Source organism: Paraperibacillus esterisolvens (assembly GCF_046237625.1).
GTDB lineage: Bacteria > Bacillota > Bacilli > Bacillales > DSM-1321 > Paraperibacillus > Paraperibacillus esterisolvens.
Map to the genome: position 1 here is coordinate 4,207,357 of NZ_CP143545.1, position 22,567 is coordinate 4,229,923.

Annotated in this window: 23 protein-coding genes and 1 pseudogene; 10 read left to right on the top strand and 14 right to left on the bottom strand. The window is 42.4% G+C overall.

The window, feature by feature from the left end; genetic code table 11:
• Positions 1–134: 134 nt before the first annotated feature.
• Together V1501_RS21095 and V1501_RS21100 are read left to right on the top strand one after the other, a co-directional pair.
• Positions 135–512 (top strand): VOC family protein, encoded by a 378-nt coding sequence (locus V1501_RS21095; RefSeq protein ID WP_409290829.1) that lies wholly within the window; start codon positions 135–137, stop codon positions 510–512.
• Positions 513–576: 64 nt separating this feature from the next.
• Positions 577–1,005, top strand: a complete 429-nt coding sequence (locus V1501_RS21100) for a VOC family protein (protein ID WP_409290830.1) — start codon at positions 577–579, stop codon at positions 1,003–1,005.
• A 175-nt stretch (positions 1,006–1,180) separates the two neighbouring features.
• Here the strand turns inward: V1501_RS21100 and V1501_RS21105 are convergent, their stop codons facing one another.
• Positions 1,181–2,092, bottom strand: coding sequence for a DMT family transporter (locus V1501_RS21105; protein ID WP_409290831.1), 912 nt, complete (start codon positions 2,090–2,092; stop codon positions 1,181–1,183).
• A gap of 146 nt (positions 2,093–2,238) precedes the next feature.
• On the opposite strand from V1501_RS21105, the gene V1501_RS21110 reads away from it, so the two are divergent.
• The gene (locus V1501_RS21110) at positions 2,239–3,612 is read left to right on the top strand and encodes a PLP-dependent aminotransferase family protein (protein ID WP_409290832.1); all 1,374 of its coding nucleotides are present in this window, start codon (positions 2,239–2,241) and stop codon (positions 3,610–3,612) included.
• 60 nt (positions 3,613–3,672) lie between these two features.
• On the opposite strand, the gene V1501_RS21115 is transcribed toward V1501_RS21110, so the two are convergent.
• Together V1501_RS21115 and yiaA are read right to left on the bottom strand one after the other, a co-directional pair.
• The gene (locus V1501_RS21115) at positions 3,673–4,410 is read right to left on the bottom strand and encodes a class I SAM-dependent methyltransferase (RefSeq protein WP_409290833.1); all 738 of its coding nucleotides are present in this window, start codon (positions 4,408–4,410) and stop codon (positions 3,673–3,675) included.
• 210 nt (positions 4,411–4,620) lie between these two features.
• Positions 4,621–5,091 carry an inner membrane protein YiaA gene (gene yiaA / locus V1501_RS21120; RefSeq protein WP_409290834.1) on the bottom strand — a complete coding sequence of 157 codons (471 nt, stop codon included), beginning with the start codon at positions 5,089–5,091 and terminating at the stop codon, positions 4,621–4,623.
• 450 nt (positions 5,092–5,541) lie between these two features.
• On the opposite strand from yiaA, the gene V1501_RS21125 reads away from it, so the two are divergent.
• The 6 genes and pseudogenes from V1501_RS21125 (at position 5,542) to V1501_RS21150 (ending at position 11,824) form a co-directional block, all read left to right on the top strand.
• On the top strand, positions 5,542–5,865 hold the full coding sequence (locus V1501_RS21125; RefSeq protein WP_409293489.1) for an ArsR/SmtB family transcription factor: 324 nt from the start codon (positions 5,542–5,544) through the stop codon (positions 5,863–5,865).
• Between the two features lie 20 nt (positions 5,866–5,885).
• Positions 5,886–6,851, top strand: a complete 966-nt coding sequence (locus V1501_RS21130) for a TIGR03571 family LLM class oxidoreductase (protein WP_409290835.1) — start codon at positions 5,886–5,888, stop codon at positions 6,849–6,851.
• Between the two features lie 28 nt (positions 6,852–6,879).
• Positions 6,880–7,886: pseudogene (locus V1501_RS21135) on the top strand (LLM class flavin-dependent oxidoreductase).
• 156 nt (positions 7,887–8,042) lie between these two features.
• On the top strand, positions 8,043–9,068 hold the full coding sequence (locus tag V1501_RS21140; protein ID WP_409290836.1) for an LLM class flavin-dependent oxidoreductase: 1,026 nt from the start codon (positions 8,043–8,045) through the stop codon (positions 9,066–9,068).
• Between the two features lie 168 nt (positions 9,069–9,236).
• The gene (locus V1501_RS21145) at positions 9,237–10,358 is read left to right on the top strand and encodes an NADH-dependent flavin oxidoreductase (protein ID WP_409290837.1); all 1,122 of its coding nucleotides are present in this window, start codon (positions 9,237–9,239) and stop codon (positions 10,356–10,358) included.
• Positions 10,359–10,795: 437 nt separating this feature from the next.
• Positions 10,796–11,824 carry a zinc-binding alcohol dehydrogenase family protein gene (locus tag V1501_RS21150; RefSeq protein ID WP_409290838.1) on the top strand — a complete coding sequence of 343 codons (1,029 nt, stop codon included), beginning with the start codon at positions 10,796–10,798 and terminating at the stop codon, positions 11,822–11,824.
• 352 nt (positions 11,825–12,176) lie between these two features.
• Here V1501_RS21150 and V1501_RS21155 read toward each other — a convergent pair whose 3' ends face one another.
• The 7 genes from V1501_RS21155 to V1501_RS21185 form a co-directional block, all read right to left on the bottom strand.
• Entirely contained in the window at positions 12,177–12,476 is a 300-nt protein-coding gene (locus tag V1501_RS21155; protein ID WP_409290839.1) for a spore coat protein, read from the bottom strand.
• A 13-nt stretch (positions 12,477–12,489) separates the two neighbouring features.
• Positions 12,490–12,687 (bottom strand): hypothetical protein, encoded by a 198-nt coding sequence (locus tag V1501_RS21160; protein ID WP_409290840.1) that lies wholly within the window; start codon positions 12,685–12,687, stop codon positions 12,490–12,492.
• A gap of 19 nt (positions 12,688–12,706) precedes the next feature.
• Positions 12,707–13,843: a zinc-dependent alcohol dehydrogenase gene (locus V1501_RS21165; RefSeq protein ID WP_409290841.1), complete on the bottom strand. Its 1,137-nt coding sequence runs from the start codon at positions 13,841–13,843 to the stop codon at positions 12,707–12,709.
• Positions 13,844–13,861: 18 nt separating this feature from the next.
• Positions 13,862–14,242, bottom strand: coding sequence for a spore coat protein (locus V1501_RS21170; RefSeq protein ID WP_409290842.1), 381 nt, complete (start codon positions 14,240–14,242; stop codon positions 13,862–13,864).
• Complete coding sequence (locus tag V1501_RS21175; protein WP_409290843.1) at positions 14,239–14,505, bottom strand: spore gernimation protein GerQ; 267 nt, start codon at positions 14,503–14,505, stop codon at positions 14,239–14,241. Before V1501_RS21175 ends, V1501_RS21170 begins: the two co-directional genes overlap by 4 nt.
• Positions 14,506–15,495: 990 nt before the next feature.
• Positions 15,496–16,635 (bottom strand): zinc-dependent alcohol dehydrogenase, encoded by a 1,140-nt coding sequence (locus V1501_RS21180; protein WP_409290844.1) that lies wholly within the window; start codon positions 16,633–16,635, stop codon positions 15,496–15,498.
• A 536-nt stretch (positions 16,636–17,171) separates the two neighbouring features.
• Positions 17,172–18,041, bottom strand: coding sequence for a LysR family transcriptional regulator (locus V1501_RS21185; RefSeq protein ID WP_409290845.1), 870 nt, complete (start codon positions 18,039–18,041; stop codon positions 17,172–17,174).
• A 120-nt stretch (positions 18,042–18,161) separates the two neighbouring features.
• Between V1501_RS21185 and V1501_RS21190 the strand changes: the two genes are divergently transcribed.
• The gene (locus V1501_RS21190; RefSeq protein ID WP_409290846.1) at positions 18,162–19,427 is read left to right on the top strand and encodes a benzoate/H(+) symporter BenE family transporter; all 1,266 of its coding nucleotides are present in this window, start codon (positions 18,162–18,164) and stop codon (positions 19,425–19,427) included.
• A gap of 105 nt (positions 19,428–19,532) precedes the next feature.
• Here V1501_RS21190 and rlmH read toward each other — a convergent pair whose 3' ends face one another.
• The 4 genes from rlmH to V1501_RS21210 all read right to left on the bottom strand — a co-directional run bounded on the left by rlmH (position 19,533) and on the right by V1501_RS21210 (position 22,565).
• A complete protein-coding gene (rlmH, locus tag V1501_RS21195; protein WP_409290847.1) occupies positions 19,533–20,012 on the bottom strand; it encodes a 23S rRNA (pseudouridine(1915)-N(3))-methyltransferase RlmH in 480 nt (159 codons plus the stop codon).
• Positions 20,013–20,106: 94 nt separating this feature from the next.
• Positions 20,107–20,265 (bottom strand): CxxH/CxxC protein, encoded by a 159-nt coding sequence (locus V1501_RS21200; RefSeq protein WP_409290848.1) that lies wholly within the window; start codon positions 20,263–20,265, stop codon positions 20,107–20,109.
• Between the two features lie 159 nt (positions 20,266–20,424).
• Positions 20,425–21,624 (bottom strand): S1C family serine protease, encoded by a 1,200-nt coding sequence (locus V1501_RS21205; RefSeq protein ID WP_409290849.1) that lies wholly within the window; start codon positions 21,622–21,624, stop codon positions 20,425–20,427.
• Positions 21,625–21,770: 146 nt separating this feature from the next.
• The gene (locus V1501_RS21210; RefSeq protein ID WP_409290850.1) at positions 21,771–22,565 is read right to left on the bottom strand and encodes an MBL fold metallo-hydrolase; all 795 of its coding nucleotides are present in this window, start codon (positions 22,563–22,565) and stop codon (positions 21,771–21,773) included.
• Positions 22,566–22,567 lie beyond the last annotated feature (2 nt).

A 22,567-nucleotide genomic window follows, 5' to 3' on the forward strand; every position in this document is an offset into this window, starting at 1 on the left:
TTTATCCATTATAGCTTTTAGAAGATTGCTATTTCATCATTTTTATAGTCAGCGGTTCATGAATCAGAAGGATTTATCAAAATCTTGTCGAAATGAGTAATTCAGGATTTTCTAATTAAAAGGAGCAATGTTCAATGAACATGGAGATGATTCAAAAAGTCGGACAAGTTGGAGTACCCGTTAAAGATTTACATAGGGCCTTGAATTTTTATAAAGAGAAATTAGGTCTTTCCCTCCTATTTAGCACAGACAGTATGGCTTTCTTTGAATGCGATGGACTTCGGCTTATGCTGTCTCTTCCTGAAAAAGACGAATTTACGCATTCCAGCTCGGTCATTTATTTTCAGGTAGACGATATCAAAAATGCTTATAAGCATTTAATAGGCAAAAAAGTGGTCTTTACCGATGAGCCGCATATTGTCGTGAAAATGGAGCAAACCGAAACCTGGATGGTATTTTTTAAGGATACTGAGGACAATACGCATGCCTTGATGAGTGAAGTACAAGTTTAAGAGGTACTTTAAAAAAGAATTTAGCGTTCATCCTCTGCAAAATCATATCAAAGGAGGAAAAATTATGTTTAAAGTAGGCAGTATCTTTATTCCGGTTACAGATATAGAAAAATCTGCAGATTGGTATGAAAAATATCTTGGTGCAAGAAGAATTGACAGCTGGGAAGACGGAGCAGGCTTTTATTTATCATCCGGATCCACACAATTAGCCCTGGTGAAAGTTGAATCCCCGCAGCCTGCTGAGTTCACCATAAGGGGCAGCCAAAAAAATGCGTATTTTAATTTCATCGTAGATGATATCGAGGCTGCCCATCAGCATTTTTTAAACAATGGCATCGTGACCAGCCCCATTAAGGATTTTAGCGGCATGAAGTACTTTGACTTTGTTGACTTAGATGGCAATCCATTTAGTGTAGTCAATGAAGTTGCTGGCTCACCTTACCATTCAGATCAGGTAAGACAAATGCAGGAAAGAGATCGGACGGGTATATAAATAGAATAATGAAAAGGCTGTTTTCGCAGTCAACCATTGACCAAGCGGGTTCATAGCTGAGAGAGGCACTCTCAAATTTTCCTATTGCAGGATAAACCGCTAAAGTATACAGATCTGAAGAATTGGATGCAGCTGCTATGGGTACGTTCCACTAAAGGTGATTCAACTGCCATACTTACTTCTCTTCTATCCTGAGTCCCTGTACTTGCAGCGAGTCACTTTTAGCTATGGCGGCATTTTTACCAATGAATACAGCAATAACTACGATGATTTCCGTTAAAATGGTCACCATGGTGATGGATTCTCCTAAAAAGAGTGCAGCAAACAAAATCATCAGGAACGGCTGCAAATATTGCAGCTGGCTTACCCGCGCGATTCCGCCCATTGCCATGCCTCCATACCAGGCAGCATACGCGAGGAACTGGCTTACAACCGCTAAATAAAGCATACTGACCCAGGCCTGTATGGGGGCGTGTAACATCTCCATGGATATATCCATCATTACAGGAATCAAAAAGAAGGGTGCGCCCATCACAATGGCCCATGCGATCACTTGCCAGCTTCCCATTTCTTTTGACAGCTTTCCTCCCTCCGCATAGCTAAGGCCTAAAATAATGACGGCAGCCAGGAGTCCAAGATCCTCAATCTGAAGCGTTCCAAGACCCAAATGCGCCGCATATAAAATGACGGCTCCCGCGCCAGTGAAACTAGCCAGCCAAAATCTTAAGGAAGGCTTTTCCCCTGCCCTTAACATGGCAATGCCTGCAGTTGCTAACGGCAATAATGCCAGCTCCACTGCTCCGTGCGAAACTGGCAGGGCTTTCATCACCCATGAAGTGATAAGAGGAAAACCCAGGACAGCTCCGGCCGCGACAATCAAAATACTTTTACATTGCTGCCGATTCGGTATCTTTTCCTTTTTTATAATCAGTATAATCCCCACCAACAGGGCTGCAATAACGGTTCTTCCCAGCCCCACTGTTGTGGTCCCGAAGTATACAACCGCGATACGGGTTGCCGGCAGGGTGAGACTAAAGCAGATCACCCCCACTAAACCTAACCATAACCCGGCTTTTCCTTTTTCCATTCCGCTTCCTCCCCCAGCTTTTACAAAAATGCTCTAAAAAACGAGGCTGATCTTGGTATAATCACATCATATTAGATACAGATCTTGGATACTATTGCTGTTTTCTGCATCTGTCAGGGTACAGTTTATGGGAGGGTGGATCGATATTGAAGCCAAAATATATGAAGATTGTAGAGGATATTAATCAGCAGCTTACAGACGGAGAGTTAACTGCCGGCAGTAAGCTTCCCTCGGTCCGCCAGCTGTCTGAATCATTTAGCTGCAGTAAAAATACCGTTATTAAAGCCTACGCCGAGCTTGAAAAAGAACACTTCATTTATGCAAAACCTCAAAGCGGCTACTATATTGTGAACGAATTTAAACTCCATGAAAATCATCCTGAAGTTATTGATTTTTTATCTGCCGGACCGGATAAGCATTTGCTGCCATACATCGAATTCCAGCATTGCTTAAATCAGGCGATTGAAAAATATAAAGAAGAGATCTTCACTTATTCAGAACAGCAAGGACTTCATTCCCTGCGTACAGAAATTGTGAAAAATCTGCAATGTTCTCAGGTATTTACCGAACCCGAGCGTGTAGTCATCGTCTCCGGCTCACAGCAGGCCATCCATTTATTAACGGCCTTCCCCTTTCCAAATGGCAGACGAAATATCCTGGTTGAACAGCCCACTTATTTCGGGATGATCGAGTCGCTAAACATTAACCAGGCTGTGAGCTTTGGGATTGAGTTATCCATGAATGGTATTGATTTAGAACGCCTTGAATATATGTTTAAAAACAACGATATCAAGTATTTCTATGTTATTCCGAGATTTCATAATCCTCTGGGACATTCCTATACCAACAGCGAGAAGAAGAAGATTGTAGAGCTGGCGGAGAAATATGATGTCTATATTGTAGAAGATGATTTTCTCGGTGAATTAGAGCGCGATAAAAAAGCGGACCCGATTTTCGCTTATGATCCCTCCGGAAGAGTCATATATATTCAAAGCTTTTCAAAGGTCTTTCTTCCCGGTCTGCGGATTGCCAGTGTGGTTCTGCCCCAGGCCATGATTAAGAGCTTTTTACGCTACAAATTCAGTGCTGACTTCAACAGCCCAGTCCTTTCACAAGGCGCTCTGGATATTTATTTAAAAAGCGGGATGTATCGAAGTCATTTGAAGAAGATCAAGACAGTGTATTTTCAAAAAATCCAGCTGTTAAAAAGTGCCTGTGAACGATTACTTCCTGAAGGCAGTCACTATACAAAGCCAGATTCGGGATTTTATCTTTCCATCTATTTACCCAATACCATATCAGCAAAAAATCTCGCCCTCTACTTAGCGGATCAACAAATATTAATAGATGATACGGATAGGATGTTTTTAGCCGATTATAACAGGGACAATCTCATTCGTTTATGCATTTCTCAGGTACCTGGGCATCAAATCCAACCCGGCATGGAAAAGATTGCAGAAGCCATTGCTGTATTGGGCAGTAAAAAGAGAGGCTGGTTAGATCAGATTTCCCTTACTTGATAGAACAAAGCACCAGCCCTATTACGGGACTGGTGCTTTGTAGTTATCTTATGATTAAAGTTATACCTTTTTACTCTTAACAATTAAAAATGAGGGCCGGCGAAACTCTTTCACAAGGCTCGGTAACTTAACCAATGCTTCTTCAGCTGGCTTCGGCTCCATCACTTTTTCGATGTGCAGCCCATTTTCAATAAGCGTATTTAGAATTGTCGACATGGTATGGTGATACATCACTACATGATCAACTAACCAATTCTGAGTACGCAAGCCTTCATCCTGATAATTGTCTACTGCATAATAGAGCAGGTTATCTTCCTGGTCGGTGATCCAGTTTTCTTTTCCCTTATTGGCTGTTACGATCGGGTGCTCCATAGAAAACAATAAAGTTCCGCCTTTGCACAATGCCTTACTGATCTTCTTAATAAGCATCTGAAAATCTGCGATATAGTGAAACGCTAAAGAACTGCTGACAAAATCAATGGTGCCATGCGGCACTTTCAGATCTTCAAAAGCAGCCTGCTTAAAAGTCAGACCCTCATGAATATGACGCTTCTTGGCACTGGCAATCATGTTTGAAGAAATATCAATCCCCGTTACCTGTTTAGCACCCTGACTAATACAATGAGCTGCAAAGTCTCCCATTCCACAGCCAATATCCAATACCACTTTACCTTTAAGGGATGGTAGCAGCGCAAAAAAGTTTGGCTGCTCCAGTAAATTGTTATAATTATTTTTCCGGGTTCGTATCTCCTGGTATTTCTCAAAAAACGTATCGTTATTATATATATTCTGTTTCATCTAGACCTTCATTTCACCATAACGTTATGAAGTATTTGCGCAAGTTAATTATCACATCTATAGGAAAGTAATAATAGACTTATATTTCAATTTTTGGTAGGATGTAGATAGAGGCATGTCTTCTTTAACAAAGTCCATAAAAACTATAAATAAATAAAAAAGGCGGAAATCATTTATGATTTCTGCCTTTATTTTTTAAGGATTTTTTTATTAATCTCTTCCTCTTGCTACCTGTGTATCCCGAATATTTTTTTGTATCGTAATGGCCGCAAATACACTAAGAACAAAGGACATACCGTAAAATCCTTTTTCACTTAAAACAATGCTTCCGGCATTATAAAGGCCGATCGCCATCAGCGAAATAGCAACAATTAGTGCAAACCAGCTGAGCCCGTAATAGATGCCCGAAACCGGAATATCCTCTTCCTTATCCCGTACCGCTTTCTGCAGGGATACCGCTGCATACAGACCGAATACCAATACAGCAAAATAATACCCTTTCTCATTCAGCTCCATGTCGGCATTAAACAAGCCGATCAGATAAGCGGAAACTCCTACAACCAACGCTGCCCAGCTGGCCCCTTTAAAAGCACCAGTCGGCTCCCCTTCTTTTCTCTCCACCTTGCTTTTTGGCCGCTTTTCATCGTTCATTTTTAAAAGGTTATCATTCAGATCAGACATACGACGCTCCCCTTTACATTATTCAGCATGCAGATGCTTGTGTATTTATATAACAACATTATAACAATATATAACAGATATTGTTAATTTTGTATGTATTTAGTTCGTTTTTGATGCTTTCAAAATACAGGGAGAAAAGGAATTTGTTACTTGATTACCTCTTATATCTTTAATATGAAAAGTAAAAATGAATAAGCCCACATTCCCAATTCTAAAAAATTTGAAATACGGGCTTATAAGGATGTTATATAAGAGTGGGAAAGTAATTAAAGGGGAGCCATTCCCTAGCCCTGTAAAGCATAAAATTTGATTTTGGGTATAAAGGAAAATAATATAGAGATATCGCAAATTACCGATATCCTTTTGTTCGATTAGTTTATGCGCATTCCAAGCAAAATAGATGTTAATAAGATTAGAAAGGGGCGGGCACCGTTGAATCAGGAATCAAATATGATAAATGACGAACAGGCTGTTGAAATATTTAAGGCACTGTCAAATCAAATAAGAGTAAAGATTCTGCAAATGTTGAAAGATCCTGATAATAATTTTTCCACGCAGGCTCATGTCATCAGAGAAAAAGGCTTTGATGGCGGGGTTTGTGTTAGTGATATTCGCAGCAAAGCTGGATTATCACAGTCCACTACCTCCCAGTATTTGTCTATCCTATTGCAAAGCGGGCTGGTGGAAATGAAACGAATCGGACAATGGACTTATTATCGACGGAATGAGGAAACCATTAAACAGTTTGAAAAGTATATAGGCTTAAAAATATAACCTTTTAAGGAGGATCAAGAGTGAGTTTTCAACATCATCATGCCTATAACAGCATGTACCAGAAAGACAAAATGACACTCGGATTTGTCCTCCCGACTGCCAGGATGTCTAAAAATCCGATTATGGAGAATCAGCTGGAGCTTGCCCGTAAAATTGAGGGATTTGGCTTTGCTTCATTATGGCTCCGTGATATTACGATGCAGAATTTGAATATTGATGATAACGGCCAAATGTACGATTTATGGATTTATTTAACGTATCTTGCAGCCTATACGAAGCACATTGCGTTAGTGACAGGAAGTGTAGTTCTCCCTCTGCGCCACTCCGTCAGGGTAGCCAAGGAAGCTGCATCAATCGATCGATTGTTTCCTGGTCGATTGATTATGGGAGTGGGATCAGGGGACAGGGAAAAAGACTTTACAGCTTTAGGGATATCTAAGCAAGAAAGCGGCCCGTTGTTTAAAGAAAATTTCGAAATTCTCGACCGGCTGTTAAAAGAGGATCAGCCGACAATCCACAGCAACAAAGGGCTGATTGATGGTACAGATATGAGGTTAATCCCAAAGCCTGTATCTTCCATTCCGACCATGGTGACTGGATTTAGTAATCAGTCTATCAATTGGATAGCCAGGAATGGGGATGGGTGGCTTCAATATCCAAGAAGCTTTAATCAACAGGCGCAGCTTATCCAGGATTATCGTGCTTTAACTGAAGTTCATGCTCCAGGAGAGTTTAAACCCTTCTCTCAAAGCTTGTTCATCGATTTATCGGAAAATCCTGATGAAGCGCCTGTCCCCATACCCTTAGGCTATTCCGTGGGGAGAAATCGTTTAGTTGATCTGCTTCATCAATTTCAAGCGATTGGTGTCAACCACTTAGCGTTTGTTCTCTATTTTTCCAAGCGCCCACCAGAGGAAGTGATCCAGGAACTTGGAGAATTTGTTTTACCCTGCTTTCCAACCCATAAAGGTACAGGCCAAGTTTAAATTAAATTTTATAAAAGGAGGATGAATGATGACAAGGAAAATAGAACTTTCAGTACTAGACCCCTCCCCTATTGTCGAGGGAGGATCAGCCGAGCTTTCCCTTCAAAACACGCTTGAGCTAGCAAAGAAAACTGAGCAGTGGGGATATAAACGGTTTTGGCTTGCTGAACATCATAATTGGGCAGGAATGGCGAGTTCAGCATCCCAATCGTAATTGGACGAGTAGCCTCTATCACGGAAAAAATGCGTATTGGATCAGGCGCAATGCTGCTTTCCCACTATTCTCCTCTCTCCGTAGCTGAGCAATTTGGAACATTAGAAACCTTCTTCCCTGGCCGGATCGACCTTGGATTGGGGCGGGCACCCGGCACCGACCAATACACAGCAAATGTATTGCGGCAGCGGGTTGCTGGGGAACCTGAATTTGATGCCCGGCTTCAGGAGCTTATCGCCTATCTTTATGGTACAGGAACAGCCACTGAGGATGGTTCATTCAGTTTTCACGCCATTCCCGGCGAAAAAACAAATGTGCCAATTTGGCTGTTAGGTTCAGGGTTTTATAGTGCACAATTGGCTGGAATACTTGGGCTGCCATTCTCTTTCGCAGGACATTTTGCTCCAGATAACATAATGGAAGCCATAAAACTGTACCGGGATTCTTTTCGTCCGTCTCATTTTTTGGAGGAGCCTTATGTACTGTTAGCCGTTCAAGTGGTGGCTGCCGATAAAAAGCAGGAGGCAGAAAGGCTTGCCACTTCGATGTATCAAAAATTTCTTTTGTTAACCCGCGGACAGCCTTCGCCCATTTTGCCTCCTGTTGATACTATGGACGAGCTTTGGAACGATAATGAACGCAGGGCGGTTGAAGAACAGCTTTTCACTTCCATCATCGGGGACCCTGCAGGTGTAAAGCAGCAGCTCCATGAGTTAATAGAAAAGACTGATGCTGATGAAATTATGGCTCATACAGAGATTTTTGATCATAAGGCACGGCTCCGCTCTTATGAAATTTTGGCTCAGGCTGCAGTAAATTAAACAGTGTTTAGTCTAATAATAGCTATTTTTCTGCAGATATTAAATCAGTTAAATTAATGTGATTTAGATTGAGGCAGTAAAAGAAGACAAAGAAAACCAACCTGTAAATTCTTTTATAGAATTGAAACGAAATTTTTAAAGAAAGAAGATGAGCATATGCCTGAAAATGATACAAAACAAATTACGGATATTCCATTCTCAGTCCTGGATCTCTCTCCAATTGCAGATGGAAGTACGCCGGCAGATTCTTTTCGCAATACTTTGGAACTGGCCCGGCTCGCTGAAAAGCTGGGGTATAACCGATATTGGCTCGCTGAGCATCATAATATGCCATTTATCGCCAGCTCTGCAACATCGGTAGTCATTTCCCATGTTGCAGCAGGTACATCAAAAATCCGGGTAGGTTCAGGCGGCATTATGCTGCCGAATCATGCACCTCTTGTTATTGCTGAGCAATTTGGTACTCTGGAATCACTATATCCAGGACGTATTGATCTTGGCTTGGGCCGTGCACCTGGCACTGATCAGCTTACCGCACGTGCATTAAGACGTGACTTGAGAAGTTCAGGAGAAGATTTCCCTGAGCAGCTGGCTGAGCTCCGGAATTACTTTGACCCTTCCCTGGCACATGGATATAGTCATGTTAAAGCAATTCCGGGTGAGGGATTAAACATACCTATTTGGCTGTTAGGTTCAAGCGGATACAGTGCCCAGCTGGCAGGAGAGCTTGGACTGCCGTTCGCATTTGCAAGCCATTTCTCGCCGCATAACACATTGCCGGCTATCCAGATGTACCGCCGTTCGTTTAAGCCTTCCAAAGTACTGGACAAGCCGCATGCAATGGCAGGGCTAAACATCATTGCGGCCGACACAGATCAAGAAGCTGAGCGGCTCGCTACAACATTGCAGCAGCAGTTCTTGAATTTGATGCGAGGGAAGGAAGTCCCATTGCAGCCGCCAGTGGATAATATTAATGATATAGCGAGCGACTATGAATTGGCTGCCCTTGAGAATCAATTAGGAACTTCAATTGTCGGCAGTCCTCAAACCGTAAAAGAAAAGCTGGAAAAGTTTCTGGATGAAAGTCAAGCCGATGAGATCATGGCAATCGCCCAGGTTTACGATCATAAGGCCCGCCTTCATTCCTATGAAATATTGGCTGAAATTACTCAGCTAAAATAGGTTAAAACTGACCGATCCTTATGGCAGACTTTTAATGTATCACTATGAATTCTTTGTATAGAATATTAAAAAATGCCTGCTCAAAGAAGTTTTTGCAGTCATTGTTTATCCATTTGATATATATCCAAACCCTTTAACTAACTTGATGTAAACAAAAGGAGAAAAAAGATGAACCCAAAATATGAAGCTGCTTTTAAACCATTTACCTTCCGTTCTGGAGTTGAAATAAAGAACCGTATTACAATGGCACCCATGACCAATACGGCGGCACATGAAAATGGTGAAGTATCAGACGAAGAAGTCGCGTATTATCAAGAACGTGCAGGTGGTGTAGGAGCGGTAATCACCGCATGCACATACGTCACCAGGAATGGAAAAGGATTCCCGGGTGAATTTGGTGCAGATTCCGATTCCCTAATTCCCAGTTTAAGACGTGTGGCAACAGCTATACAGGAAAAAGGTTCAAAGGCGATTTTACAAATTTTTCACGGTGGCAGAATGTGTCCGCCTGAAGAATTGCTCGATCGCCAGCCAATTGCTCCGAGTGCGGTAGCAGCTGAACGGGACGATGCCGTGGTACCCCGGGAAATGACAGCAGACGAAATCGATGAAATCATTAAAGCATTTGGCGAAACAACCAGAAGAGCAATCGAAGCTGGGTATGATGGAGTTGAAATCCATGGTGCCAATACGTATTTGATCCAGCAATTCTTTTCTCCACATTCAAATCGCAGAACTGACAAGTGGGGTGGAACGCTGGAAAAACGTATGTCCTTCCCGCTTGCTGTAGTTGACGCTGTTAAAAAAGCAGTTTCAGACCATGCAGCAAAACCTTTTATCATCGGCTACCGGTTATCGCCTGAAGAAAGGGAGAACCCTGGGATCACCATGGAAGACACGCTGCAATTAGTGGACAAGTTAGCGGACCAGGATCTGGATTATCTCCATGTTTCTGTCGGCGGCTTTTGGAACGGGTCTATCCGTGATGATAACGATGAGACATCCCGGGTTGTTATGATCCATGAACGTGTTGGCGACCGTGTTCCTGTAATGGGTGTTGGAATGCTGAGAACACCCGATGAAGTGATGAGTGCCTTTGAAACAGGTGTACCTTTAATCGCTTTAGGGAGGGAATTGATAATGGAGCCTCAATGGGTACAAAAAGTACAAGACGGTGAAGAAGAAAAAATCCGTACAACATTATCTAAAAAAGATCAAAAAGAACTGGCTATTTCTGATAAAATGTGGGAGTACTATACTGGCATCCCCGGCTGGCTTCCTATTGTATAAGGAGTTCGCTTATCTCTACCATCTCTGCTTCCTTTAATTGTTCTACAAAAAATGGGAAACGTGATGATAATGGTTCTTGCTCAGTAAGTATAAGAATATCCCTTATACTAAACAAGACGGAACATTTTATAGGGAAACCATCTTAGTGGTTTCCCTTCTTTATTGAGTATTAGAGCAGAAAATCAGCCATAGTACATTTGTTTATGAATAAAAGTTATCGTTCATAAGATGCCATAGAAAGGGTTGGATCTAAAGCGAACCTGGGATTAAAAGATAAAACGGCACTCGTATGGTTATATCTTCCATATTATTAACACCTCATTCACATCTATATGAATACTAAATTCCACTGTTGCTTAGAAACTATAGGCTAATAGTAATTATTTTAAGCCACTACTATTAACGGGTATACTAATAAGGAAAGGATGTGGTTGATTATGAATACAATGAAGGCGGTAGGATTAACTCGTTACCTTCCAATCGACAACCCCCAAAGCCTGGTGGACGTAGTTGTAGAAAAACCAAAAGCAGCGGGTCGAGACATTTTGGTCAAAGTTGCGGCCATATCAGTCAACCCTGTTGATACAAAGGTAAGGGCTCCTAAGGAAAGAGTTGAGGAAGTTCCTAAAATTCTAGGTTGGGATGTAGCAGGAGTCGTCGAAGAAACAGGACCGGACTGTTCATTGTTTCGTCCGGGAGATGAAGTTTTTTATGCCGGCAGCATTGCAAGACAAGGCGGAAACAGTGAATACCACCTGGTTGATGAACGAATCGTTGGGCGCAAACCTGTTTCCTTAAGTTTTGTGGAAGCCGCAGCTCTTCCCCTTACTTCCATTACAGCGTGGGAAGCGTTATTTACCCGAATGTCTATTTCCCAAAATCCAGGCCCTAACAAAGGAAAGGCTCTGCTGATCATTGGCGCAGCCGGGGGTGTAGGTTCCATTGCCACTCAGCTGGCCAAACAAGCAGGGCTTACTGTAATCGGGACAGCTTCCCGTCCGGAAACTGTTAGCTGGGTTAAATCAATGGGCGCGGACTATACCATTAATCACCATGAACCGCTCCTTCCACAACTTCAAGCAATTGGATTTACAAACGTTCCGTACATCTTTTGCCTGAATGCTTTGGAAAAACACTGGGCAGGTATTAGCGAAGTTATTTCTCCGCAAGGAGTTGTGTGCGCAATTGATGATCCAACCTCTCCGCTGGACCTCAAATTGCTTAAGCAAAAAAGCGTCACCTTCGTGTGGGAGTTTATGTTCACTCGCCCTGTTTACGAAACAGATGACATGATTGAGCAGCATCATTTGCTTAATCGTATTGCTGATGCTGTGGACCACCAAGAACTGAAGACAACATTGGCCGAAGTCATTGGACCGATCTCAGCAGAAAATCTCCGTCAAGCCCACAACCTTTTGGAGAGCAATAGGACGATTGGCAAGATTGTACTAGAAGGTTTTGTTTGAAAACCTGTTTGCAGAGTGTATTAAAAACAATGAGGTTTCCCGATAAATCGGTATTCCGATAATTGCAATTGGATATAAATATAAAGCCGGCTGCGCTCGCAGCCGGCTTTAATTACACAAAAAAACTTTCTTTTACTTCTAAAATGGTTCTTTTATAAATGGATTAAGTGTTATTCAATGTTTAGACTCTTAAATTCCAACAAAAACCCCTACTTATGCCCCGTAAAGTTATTGGCGCGGAAAAACCGTCAGTTTATTTGTGCGATGAACCACGGCATATATATATACTGACCGTGAAAATCGAATGCAGATCAAAATGAAAAGAGGCTAAAGGTCAGCCTCCTTTCATTGTTTATAGAGTTGGTAAATTTAATGCTGTATTGATATTTTGAACATCTAAATTGAATTGTTCATTCGGATTCCAGGCGTGATAGTATCCATTTTCTGTAAGATAAGCAGAGATTTGCTCATGCATATCAATCGCCTCCACTAAATGGCGGGTTAGGATTTCTTTAACTTCAGGTGTGCCTGACTCGGTAACTGCCATTGCATAATTTCTGACCCCGCTTTTTGCTGAAATCAATAAATCCATGGCAATTACTTGGTCAGAGAGTGCATTCATGCCAGTTAAATTTTCAATGATTGGATTCATATTATTCATCTCCTCACTGCTGCTTTGCGTTAGATAAAATAGAAGCATATTCCTGTAACTGTTTACTGGACACATCAATGTCCTGCTGCATAATACCTTTTAGCGTTTCATCCGTAACCAGGGCTTTCATAGTTTTGGACTTAGTCAAACAAGTGGTCTTAAATACAGCCATTTCATGGACCTCAAGAACTTCATGTAAAGCGTAATTCATACTTATAAAAACCTCCTTCTTATGGTTTCAATACGACTTTTATACAATTATCTGTTCTTGTGTCAAACATTTCATAGCCCCGTTTGGCTTCACTGAGCGGGAGCACATGAGTCACTACATCTCCCGGATCAATTTTGCCTGTTTGAACTAATTCAAACATATATGGCATATAGTGGATGACAGGGGCTTGTCCCGTCTTGATGGTAACATTGCGATTCATAATATCACCCATTGGGAATCCATTATATTTTCCGCCATAAACACCTGTAACTTGGATTGTCCCGCCTTTTCGAACGGCCTGTGAAGCAATGATAAACGCGCCAAATGCTCCGGCGTGAAGTTTGAGGCCGCTTGCAAGGAATTCCATATCAGTCATTTTTCCATCCATGCCTACCGCATCAATGACAACATCTGCTCCACCCTTTGTCATTTCTTTCAGATGCATGCCTGTATTCTCATATTTTTCAAAATTTACAGTTTCCACCTTGTTCGTACGTTTGGCATGCTGCAAACGATATTCCAAATAATCAACGGCAATCACACGTTTTGCACCTTTTAACCAGCAGAATTTTTGTGCAAAAAGTCCTACTGGACCGCAGCCCAGTACAATAACTGTATCTCCGTTCTTTACCCCCGCATTGTCAACAGTCCAAAATGCAGTGGTCATCGCATCAGCAATAACTGAAAGCTTTTCATCGGGTTCTTCAACCGACTCAGGGATTTTGAAATGAGTAAAGTTAGCAAAAGGCACTCGCAGATATTCTGCCTGCCCGCCTGGATGACCGCCAGTTATTCCTGCATATCCAAAATATCCTCCCATATCACCGTTTTCATTGGAATTATCACATTGACTTTCCAAATGGTTTTGGCAGTAAAAGCATTCACCACATGCAATGTTAAATGGAATAATTACACGGTCACCTTTTTTCAGCTTCGTAACCCCTGGTCCTACCTCTTCAACAATTCCCATTGGCTCATGACCAATGATATAGTTTTCCTGCAGATTAGGAATCATCCCATGTATTAGATGTAAATCGGAACCACAGATAGCTGTACTGGTTACTTTGATGATCATGTCATCAGGCTTTTGAATCTTCGGATCTTCAACTTCCTTCACTTCAACGTTTTTAATGCCTTGATACGTTACAGCCTTCATTCTATACAGCCTCCTTTGTTATTGTTTATCAGAATGTTCATCAGGTGTCTGGGCAAATAAACCTTTTCTATTAGTCTCCACAGGGAATAGATTCATTTTGCCAATCATGACCGTATTATTGGCAGAGAGCTGATCTAGTTTATACTGTTCACTTAGTTCGTATGGATGGAACCATTTTTTAGTAATCATAAGGTCTGTAATTTCCTGATGCATCGCAATCCCCTGCATTAGCTGGTCCCGCAAAAGGGCCCTGACATCGGGTGACGCGGATTCAGTTAATGCCACAGCAATATTTCGGACCCCTTCTTTTGCACGAAGAAGGAGGTCCATAGCAAAAGTGGTGTCTGCAAGCTCAGGTACATGTATGGAGTTCATTGGGTCTAGGTGGTCATTGTTCAATGCATATGCACTCCTTTCAAGTTTACTGTCGGGGTTGGGCGGTTTTCAGGAACAGGAGCTTCGAATGGTGCTCGTTTATAGACTTCCTGTAACTGTTCAAGCGCTTGTATCGATTGTTCAACATCTTTTTTCATTAAATTTCTCAAATCATCATCAAAAACCAGTCCTTGCATTAATTTCGATTTCCCTACACAAAGAGTCTTAAAGTTAATGACTTCATGTAAGTCCAGGGACTCATGGGCAGCTAATTTTTGATTATCCATTCATTTCACCCTCCATGTATTCAAATTGAATCAATAGTATTATGCCGAAAAAAAATTTTTTCATACTCTCAGAAAAACAATGATGGAAGAAAATTAATCATCTGTGGTTGTAACAGTGTAGAGACTTGACATACTTCAATGTTTGTCCATAAATTAGAGGTTTTACAAAAAGGGGGATTAAAGTTGCTTATGCTGGGGTTATTGTTCAGTGTACGTAAGTTCGTGTCTGTATTGTTAAAACCAGCCGCCTCTATTTATGGCCGGTCCATGTAAAAATAGAAGTAGTTGTGCCAATTAAACAGGTCAGTTACCTAATTAAAACTGACCTCAAGAATTTTATTTATTAAAGGTAACTTTGCCGTTTTTTGTTGACATAGAGGAATTTCCGTCAAAAGGGGCTGTAATAAAAGTTTATGAAAGAAACCTACTTAAACTCCCTCAGTTTGATACGAATATCTCTGGAATGCTCACTTTTTAGCAAGATTTCATACCCCTTGTAATTAGGGCTAAATGAAATGAGTTCAGATTATTTTTGCTTCGTGAAGGCATAGTTAAATCCCTAGGGGCTTTCCCTCACGTATCTAAACGGAACTCCATCATCCCTTTTTTTTATTTCTTTTAATTTACTAATCTCAATTGTAAATGTTGAATTTCTGTATACCATCATTTGTGATTCGGTCCCCCGTAACGAATCTAAATAAAGTTTTTTTATTAAAAAGAGAAGTGGTTTTTTTCCCTCTTCTCATCGATTTATCTGTCAGTTATACTCCCAGTCATTAATTTATACAGGGAGGGATTCCGTTGTCGTTCGAAGGGAGAATCGTCGGGGCGGTCTTTCGAAACCTATCACATGGCGCGGCGGGTCTTCCCGGAGCTTGCTGTAAACCGAATCTAGGTCCCGTCAATATTGACGAAAAATCGGCTAAACACATGGGGCTGTCCCTCAGGGTACAATTCCCCGTGGCACAGCCCCTCTTCTCATGCCATCATTTAAGGCTTCAGGACGAATTTAATGCATTCGTCCGCATGGTTGTAAAAGGTGTTGTACGCGTTATGCGCCTGATCGAGCGGCACTTTATGCGTGATGATCTCCGTCGGATCGAACTCGCCTGCCATAATTTTTTGATACAGCATCGGCATGTAATGAATCACGGGCGCCTGTCCCATGGTCAGCTTCACGTTTCGTTCCCAAAGGTTTCCGAACATGAACTGGTTGTATTTAGAACCGTATACCCCCGTAATCTGAATCGTGCCGAATTTCCGCACCGCATTCATCGCGATGTTGATCGGGCTGAGCGTCCCGCCAACCAGCTTGGCCTTCTGCTCTTCCTCCTCCAATGGCGTCTTCTTGCCGTCCATTCCGACGCAATCGATGACGACATCCGCACCCCCGCGCGTTATTTCTTTTATATGCAGCCCCACGTCTTTAAAATCTTCAAAGTTGAAGATTTCGACGTTATTCATTTTTTTGGCATGGTTCAGCCGGTACGGGAGATTGTCGATCGCGATGACCCGTTTGGCCCCTTTCATCCAGGCGAATTTTTGCGCCATCAAGCCGACGGGGCCGCAGCCGAGCACCACCACCGTATCCCCCTGCTTCACGCCGCCGTTGTCCACGCTCCAATAGGCCGTCGGCAGCACGTCGGACAGGAACAGGAGCTTCTCATCCTCCAATTCGCATGACTCCGGAATAACGAAAGGCATGAAATTGCCGTACGGCACGTAAAGCAATTCGGCTTGTCCGCCCGGATAATTTCCGTAACGTTCGGTAAACCCAAAGTAAGCTCCCGTATCCACTTGGGTATTGGGGTTGGAGTTGTCGCATTGGCTCTCCATTTCATGCTGGCAGTAATGACAGCTGCCGCAAGAGATATTGAACGGGAGCACGACCCGGTCCCCTTTTTTGACCTTTGTCACCTCAGGGCCCACATCTTCGACGATGCCCATCGGTTCATGTCCGACCACGTAACCGGTTTGGGCTTGAATCGCCCCCTGGTATATATGGAGATCGGAACCGCATATGGCGGTCGAGGTGATCCTGACGATAATCCCGTCTTTTTTCTGAATCGTCGGATCCGCGACCTGCTTCACTTGCATGTCCTTCACGCCATTGAAAGTTACAGCCTTCATAATCACCCTCCTGTTATGGCATGCCTAGAATTTGCATGCATGCTTCTATTATGGAATTGGAAAGTGAGGATTATACATTCGAAGTAGGGTATTTTAGGCAGCCGCGGAGCACCTAAGAACAAGATAGGAGACGGAAGACGAAGCGTTAATGAATACCGCATGGAAAGTCAATTTGGCAAGAGTCAAAACTGAAAAACTTCCATTTTGTTGATAAAGAAATTAAGGATGGCAAATGCTTTTATTAGATTCGATGATACGGGTAATCCATATTAAAAAAGTTTTAACATTTTATTTTAAAAATGCAAAATAAAATTTATCTGGCTTTTATCGATTAATTAGATATTCAAACTTCATTTTTTTATAAGGTTTGCAGTTATTTATGATACGGTTCTCCGTAACGAATCTAAATGATGTTATAAAACCATGAATATATTTTATTTTTCATTTATACCACAGTCAAAACTAATACCTGTTTCATTTTATTTGCCATTTTCCAACGTTTAAGTCTTTTACTTTTGAGTAACTAATTTTAGTGTCTAAAAAAGTTTTAAAAATTCTTTTGCTGCTTTTGATAAGTAACTATTCTTCCTCCAAATTACTTTAGGTTCAGATATTAAGGTCTGATCCTTTAGCTGAATGACTCTCAATCCTCCCAATGAATGGAGGGATAATAACGAGAGTGGTAAGATCGTTGCACCAAACCCCGATGAAACGAGACCAAGTAACATAATTAAATCCTGACATTCGCACAGTATATTTGGTTCTAAATCTAACCGTTGAAATTCATTGACAATTTGTCCATACGCACCTAAACCATAGTTTGGTCGTAGAAGAATCAATGGCAAATCGATGATTTCCTCTAACCTGCATTGTTCTGATCCATTCCACGTCCATTTTTCAGGTAAAACAAGCACATATGGGTCACTTTCCAATGTCATTTGAGAGATACTTTTTTCTGTTATTGGACTATTTGTTATCGCAATCTCAATCTGACGTTTAGATAACATTTTTATGAGATGAATCGTTTCACCTTCCCATACTTTGAAAGTAAGACCAGGATTTTTCTCACGAATATCTACCACCTTAGAAAGGATTATAGATGCACAATAAAGATTGGATCCAACAGATAAAATCCCACTGGCGTCTTTCCTCAATTCTTGAACTTCAACCATTGTTTCATCAAGTTTATTTAAAAGTTCTTTTGCTCGAAGAAGTAATCTTTCCCCCTCCAAGGTTAAATTAAGACTTTTGTTATCTCGATCAAATAACATGACGCCTAGCTCTTCTTCCATTTGTTTGAGTTGTCTGCTCAAAGGGGGTTGAGCAATATTTAATTTCTTTGCAGCGGTCGTGATCTTACCTTCTTCTGCTATAGTGACAAAGTATTTTAACTGTCGAATATCCAATATGAAACCCCCATCATACCAAAATGGTATAGTAAAAAGACAAAACAGATATTTTAAGTATTGATAAATTGAGTATACACTAAGATGTAGTGTAATTCATTTAGTTGAAGGAGTGTGACTTTGTTGTTCAAAAAAAACACCTTACAATTTCCAATGCTTTTATCGGTTGGGAATATATCGAATGGATTTGTGGCCTGGCTTTTTGGTTCAGCAGGACCATTATTAATTGTTTTACAAGCTGCTTCAAAAGGTCATTTGTCTGGTAGCATAACCAGCTCATGGATTTTCGCCATTTATGGAATGGGGGGACTCCTAACGCTCATCGTCTCCTTATATTATAGGCAACCCATAGGCTATGCCTTTTCAATACCTGGAGCCATTCTTGTCGGCTCAAGCTTAACCCATTATTCTTTCAACCAAGTGGTTGGTGCCTATATTATAACCGGGATCCTTATTTTTCTTTTAGGTTTATCTGGCATTGTTACAAAAATGATGAAGGTTTTGCCTATGCCAGTTATGATGGGGATGGTGTCAGGCGTCTTACTCCCTTTCGGAACTGAAATGATCCGCTCGGTTGTAAAAAATCCTTTACTCAACGGAATCCCGTTACTTGTCTTTCTTGCTCTTTCTTTTTTCTTACGATTTTCAAAAAAGTTTCCGCCTATATTAGGGGCGGTCATTGCGGCAATTCTTTGTCTTAAATTTTTGCCGAACGTTTCTGTACAGCCTCTCCAAATAACAATGGGCATTCCCCATTTTATCATCCCATCATTTAGTTTTTCTGTTGTAGGGGAACTTGTCATTCCATTACTCTTAACGGTTATTGCTATTCAAAATGCCCAAGGGATTGCTATTTTAGAAACCCATGGCTATCGTCCACCGATCAATGCCATGACCAATTGGAGCGGAATCGGTACCATTATAAATGCTTTTTTTGGGGGCCACCCAGCCTGTATTGCAGGTCCCATGACGGGCTTACTTGTTAACAAAGAATCAGGCAAACTTGAACATAGGTATGTCGCTGCTATTGTATTAGGAGTATTATCCTGTCTATTAGCTCTATTCTCTCCAATAGCTTCCCAAATTCCACATGTCATTCCTGCCTCATTAATTCAATTACTAGGTGGAGTCGCCATGATTAGTGTCCTGGTTGACTCTTTGAAAATGAGTTTCTCTGGTCCATTCAAATCAGGAGCCCTCTTTTCCTTTATAATCACAATCTCTGGGATCTCTATTCTCCATATCGGCGCACCATTCTGGGGTCTGATTGGGGGTACCTTAGCCACCGTGTTCTTGGATAAACAAGATTTTTATAAATCCGAGTCAAGTGACCAAAACAATGAAACTAACATGAGTAAAGCTCTTTACAAGGACAAAATTTCCTAACACCGTTTTTTAGATCTCGGATACATCTCATGACAAAATAAATGACACCTAGACATAGTTCAGTCTAGATGTCATTTATTTCTTTGTATAGCATAAAAACTTCATTTACTTATGATAGGGTTCCCCTCGATTAATCCGAAAAGCCCGATAAACCTGCTCAACCAAAATAAGCCGCATCAGCTGGTGCGGGAAGGTCATTTTGGAGAAGGACAGGGAGTCGTCGGCGCGCTGCATGACGGCCCTGCCGAGACCGAGGGAGCCGCCGATGACGAAGGCGATTTTGCTTTTGCCGTAGGTGGCGAGCTTGTCGATGGTGTCGGCAAGCTCTTCTGAGGTCTTTTGTTTCCCCTGGATGGCGAGGGCGATCACATGGGCATCCTGGCTGATTTTGCTCAGGATGCGCTCTCCTTCTTTGTCCTTGATCTGTTCCATCTCTATGGCACTCAGGGTTTCGGGTGCTTTTTCGTCGGGTACTTCGATGATTTCTACTTTTGCGTAGGGTGACATTCTCTTGATGTATTCCTCAATTCCCTGTTTTAGATATTTCTCTTTTAGCTTGCCAACCGTGACAATTGAGATATTCACACTTTACACAACCTTTACGAAATGATTACAAACATGTTATCCACAGGGTTTATCCACATATCCACATTTTCTATCCACATCTTGTATGGGAATATTAGTTCGCCACTATATATACAGCGGGATTATCACAATATTCACAGGTTGTTGATATCTCATTTTCGGTGGTTACTTCTTTTAAAAACGGGGCAACTTCATGCTCGTCCACCACAGTATCAAGCGCCAGATCGACATGTTCCTTGCAGCAATAAATCATGTTATTTTCCTCCATCATCTCATTTTTAGGTTAGCGTTCCCTTTACCAATTATTTATCCACATATAAATACAGTACGGTTCCAAGAAAATTTATCCACAGAAATCGTACCATGAAAAGAAAAAGCAGAAAAGCCTCAAGCTTTCTGCTTATCTTCTTTATTAAAATGTATCGTTCGTACTCAGGTTCATGGTGACTTCCTGAAGCTTGCCCGCACGGTATAGTTTGATCTTCATGGATTGGCCGATTTTCTTTTTGTTATAAAGATGCTGTCTCAGTTCAGCGACATCCTTGATCTTTTCACCGTCCATCTCAACAATCACATCCAGTTCCTTGATGCCCGCCTTGGCGGCCGGCGAACCGGACTGCACATCCACGATAGCTACCCCGGACGTGACCTTGGACGGAAGCTTTAATGTATTTTGCTGATGATACTGGGAAATCTGCTCGACTGAACGCAGATCCACCCCCATATACGGACGCCTTACTTCCCCGTACCGCTCAAGATCCTCGATCACTGGGATCGCTGTGTTGATGGGAATGGAAAGGCCGATTCCTTCTACAGACTGCTGGGCAATCTTCATAGAGTTGATTCCGATTACCTGACCCTTCAGATTCACAAGCGCCCCGCCGCTGTTGCCCGGGTTAATGGCTGCGTCTGTCTGGATGACCTCGGAATTCCAATCGACGGCTCCATCCTCGTTCACATCAATTTCTATTGTCCTCTCGAGACCGGAGATGACCCCCTGTGTCACTGAACCGGAAAACTGGAGGCCAAGGGGATTCCCGATGGCGATCACCGGTTCTCCTGCCTTCAGTGCCTTGGAGTCGCCAAAATCGGCTACAGTCTTGGTCTTATCTGAATCTACCTCAACCACCGCAAGATCGGTCCATATATCGCTGCCCCGGAGCTTTCCAGGGATTTTTGTACCATTAGCAAGGCTTACTTCAATCCGGCTGGCATCTTCGACCACATGGTGGTTGGTGACAATATAAGCTTTTTTGCCGCTTTTTTTATATACCACCCCGGAGCCAGTGCCGGCTGCTCCGCTGCCTTCATTCCACGCGCCTGTCTGCTGGATGTTGGTGATGCCTACCACTGCATCACCGGCCTTTTCCACAGCCTCTGTGACGGCCGTATTCACATTCAATGAGACATTCTGCTTAATCGGCTCCTGCTGGCTTGAATTGCCGCCGCCTGTCGTATTGCTGACATCCTCATCCGTGCCTCTCATCATCGGCAGTATATACGATATCAGAAGTGCCCCGATAATGGCACCGATTAACCCAGAAAAGAAATAGCCTCTTCGGCTTCCACCCCTGTTTGACCTGGTTTGATAATCTTGATCGTAGTATCCCATCCATCAGACCTCTTTTCCTATGAATGTATCTGCTAGTTTCGGCAGTTCCTACTCATAATTATACTGATTAATTTGCAAAATTCTAACATAAAGCCCCGCACCTGGCTAAATACAAAAAAGAATGAAGGATTTCTCCCCCATTCCTTTTATACACTAATCAGCTCAGTCGGAACCTTGCAGTCAGTATCATATAATTCAAATTGCTCCCCTACTCTGATTCCCCTCATCTCAAGCGTCTGGGCCACCGACATCCGGGCCAGATCCTTCATATTGTTGTCGAGGCTCAGATGGGCAAGGTAAATCCGTTTCGTGTTGTCGCCCGCCACTTCACTCATGGCAATGGCGGCATCTTCGTTCGATACATGCCCGACATCGCTCAGGATCCGGCGTTTTGTATTCCAGGGATATCTTCCCATGCGGAGCATCTGCACGTCATGATTGCTTTCAAATACATACATATCCGCATTGGAGATGATGCCCTTCATCCGGTCGCTCACATAGCCTGTATCCGTAATCAGCACCAGCTTCTTGCCGCCGTGATGGAACACATAAAACATCGGCTCGGCGGCGTCATGCGAAACGCCGAATGATTCAATATCGAGGCCCCCGAAGCTTTTCACCGTTTCCATGTCAAAGGTGAATTTCTGATCGAGAGGCACCTCGCCGATATTTCGCTCCATTGCTGCCCAGGTCTTGGCATTGGCATAGACCGGGAGCTTGTATTTTCTCGCAAGGATGCCGAGTCCCTTGATGTGATCGCTGTGTTCATGGGTCACAAGAAGGCCGGAGAGCTCGGATGGATCTTTTCCGATCTGCTTGAATAAGAGATCCATCTGCTTTCCGCTCAGGCCCGCATCCACTAAAAATGACTGTCCGTCCGCTTCTACAAATATCGCATTTCCCGTACTCCCGCTCGCGAGAACACTAAAATGCATTGACATAT